Here is a 2,542-nt window from a genome sequence, read left to right on the forward strand (position 1 = left end):
GTAAGCGACCGCCCAGTACCCTCGTTGCCTGAGGTGGTCTGCTGTCCGAGATGACGCCCGTAACGACGGAGGTGTCAGATGGATAGCGATGTACAAACTTACGTAAGTTCTCACAGTGACGACGAAGGATACGCCGGGCGTATCGAGGTTGTGACGGGTCCGAGCGGGCGGCGGCGGTGGCCGGAGCATGTGAAGGCGGCCATGGTGCTGGAGACCTATCGCGACGGGGTGTCGGTTGCGGATGTCGCCCGTCGGTACGACGTTTCCGCGCCGCAGCTGCATGCCTGGCGGCGGGCGGCGCGGGACGGGCTGTTGCCGATGCCCGATGACGATGCGCTTGGCCTCGTGCCGGTGTTGGTCTCCGGAGATGGCGGCTCCCGCCGCGATGGCGGCGCCGGTGACAGCGGAGCGATCGAGATCAAGGTGGACGACGTCCGCATCCTGGTGCCATCGACCTTTGACCCCGGCCATCTCGCCCGGGTGATCTCGGCGGTGCGGGACGCATCATGATCCTGCCCGGCGGACGTTACCGCGTCTACCTGGCCACGAAGCCGGTCGATTTCCGCAAGGGGCACGCTGGCCTGTCGCTGATCGTGCAGTCGGTGCTCGGGCAGGACCCCTTTTCCGGCGCGGTCTTCGTCTTCCGCTCCAAGCGCGGCGACCAGATGAAGTGCCTGGTCTGGGACGGCAGCGGGCTTGTGCTGATCTACAAGAAGCTGGAAGGGTCTGCCTTCCGCTGGCCGAAGCCCGCGGACGGGGTGATCCGGCTGTCCCCGGCGCAGTTCTCCGCCCTGCTCGAGGGGCTGGACTGGACGGCGGTTCTGCCCGAGCGACGACGGCGGCCGCGCTTGGCGGGATAACCCGCGGCAGGATGACTCGGAGCGCGGTTTCGGGCGGCGGTCGCTGCGCCGCCGGTGTAGACATGCGCCATGGCACCGGACGGGACGATCAGCGCGGCCTACGTGGCAGACCTCGAGCGGCGGCTGGCTGTGGAAACGGCCGCGCGCATCGAGGCCGAGACCCGTCTGGCCCGGGTCGAGGAGGCTCGCGCCCGGCTGGAACGGATGGTCAAGCAGGCGCGGCACGAGAAGTTCGGGGCGAAGTCCGAAAAGCTCGATCCCGATCAGCGCCATCTGCCGTTCGAGGATATCGATGTCGCCGAGGGCATGCTGGCCGCGGCGGGCGACGCGGCCGAAAAGGCTGTCGGCAACCGGAAGAAAAGCCGGAAGCCCTCCAACCGGAACAAGGGCAACCTGCCCGACCACCTGCCGCGGATCGAGCAGGTCATCGAACCCGAAAGCAGGCTCTGCCCCTGCGGGTGCGGCGAGATGGTGAAGGTCGGCGAGGACCGGAGCGAGCGGCTGGACGTGATCCCCGCCCAATTCCGGGTTCTGGTCACGATCCGCCCGAAATACATGTGCCGCAATTGCGCGGGCAATTCCCATGCCCAGGCACCGGCGCCGGAATGGCTGGTGCCCCGCGGCCTGCCCACCGAGGCGATGGTGGCCCACTGCATGGTCGCCAAGTTCGGGGATTACCTGCCGTTCTACCGCCAGGCCGATATCTACCGCCGGCAGGGCCTCGACCTCGATCGGACGATGCTGGCCAACTGGGCCGGCCGGGCGGCGCAGCTGTTGCAGCCGGTGATCGACGCGATGATCGCCGACCTCCGCCGCTCCGACCGGTTGCAGATGGACGAAACCTATGTGCCGGTGCTGGCCCCCGGCACCGGCAAGGTGCGCAAGGATTTCCTCTGGGCGATCCTGCGCGACCAGCGCGGATGGGGTGGCGGCGATCCCCCCATCGTGGTGTTCCGGCATTCCCGCACCCGGAGCGGCAAGATCGCGCAGACGATGCTGAAGGGGTTCACCGGCAGCACGCTGATGGCGGACGGCCATCCCGTCTACGATGTTATCGCCGATCCGAAGCAGACCGCGAAGCCATGGACCATCGCCTATTGCTGGACGCATTGGCGGCGCCGCTTCGTCACGTTCAGCCAGAGCACACCGTCGCCGGTCTGCGAGGAGATGATCAGGCGCATTGCCTCGCTCTACGCCATCGAGAAGGAAATCCGCGGCCGCGACCCCGAAACGCGCAGGGCCGTCCGCCAGAAACTGTCGAAACCAATTGCCGAGGCCCTGCGCCCGTGGCTGGAAGGTTGCCTGCAGGATCTCTCCTCGACCAACGACCTGGCCAAGCATATCCGATACGGCCTGAAACGCTGGGACGGCCTGACCCGCTTCCTCGATGATGGTCGGCTCGAGATGGACACCAACGGCGTCGAGAATTCGATCAGGCCAATTCCCCTCACAAGGAAGAACGCGCTATTTGCGGGCTCTATCGACGGCGCGGAAACCTGGGCCCGTATCGCCTCGCTGATCGGAACCTGCCGCCTGAACGGCGTGAACCCCGAAGCCTATATCGCGGCAACCCTCCGCAAGATCCTCGACCAGCACATGCAGAGCGATATCGCCGAGCTTATGCCCTGGAACTTCGCTGAATAGTCACGCGGCAAGCCGAAGGGTGGTCAGGCTGCGCTTAC

General features: G+C 66.5%; 3 protein-coding genes. All 3 read left to right on the top strand.

What is annotated here, in order from left to right:
• Positions 1–78 precede the first annotated feature (78 nt).
• The 3 genes from tnpA (at position 79) to tnpC (ending at position 2,504) form a co-directional block, all read left to right on the top strand.
• Positions 79–510, top strand: coding sequence for an IS66-like element accessory protein TnpA (tnpA, locus tag NHN26_RS17260; protein WP_153750207.1), 432 nt, complete (start codon positions 79–81; stop codon positions 508–510).
• Complete coding sequence (gene tnpB / locus NHN26_RS17265; RefSeq protein ID WP_153750208.1) at positions 507–860, top strand: IS66 family insertion sequence element accessory protein TnpB; 354 nt, start codon at positions 507–509, stop codon at positions 858–860. Before tnpA ends, tnpB begins: the two co-directional genes overlap by 4 nt.
• Before the next feature lie 69 nt (positions 861–929).
• Complete coding sequence (gene tnpC / locus NHN26_RS17270) at positions 930–2,504, top strand: IS66 family transposase (RefSeq protein WP_253090536.1); 1,575 nt, start codon at positions 930–932, stop codon at positions 2,502–2,504.
• Positions 2,505–2,542 lie beyond the last annotated feature (38 nt).

The sequence above is a fragment of the Rhodovulum tesquicola genome, assembly GCF_024128855.1.
GTDB classification, from domain to species: domain Bacteria; phylum Pseudomonadota; class Alphaproteobacteria; order Rhodobacterales; family Rhodobacteraceae; genus Rhodovulum; species Rhodovulum tesquicola.

Excerpts from the sequence above, each read along its gene's own strand:
- tnpA (WP_153750207.1), top strand. The coding sequence starts at position 79 with ATGGATAGCGATGTACAAACTTACGTAAGTTCTCACAGTGACGACGAA.
- tnpB (WP_153750208.1), top strand. The coding sequence starts at position 507 with ATGATCCTGCCCGGCGGACGTTACCGCGTCTACCTGGCCACGAAGCCG.
- tnpC (WP_253090536.1), top strand. The coding sequence starts at position 930 with ATGGCACCGGACGGGACGATCAGCGCGGCCTACGTGGCAGACCTCGAG.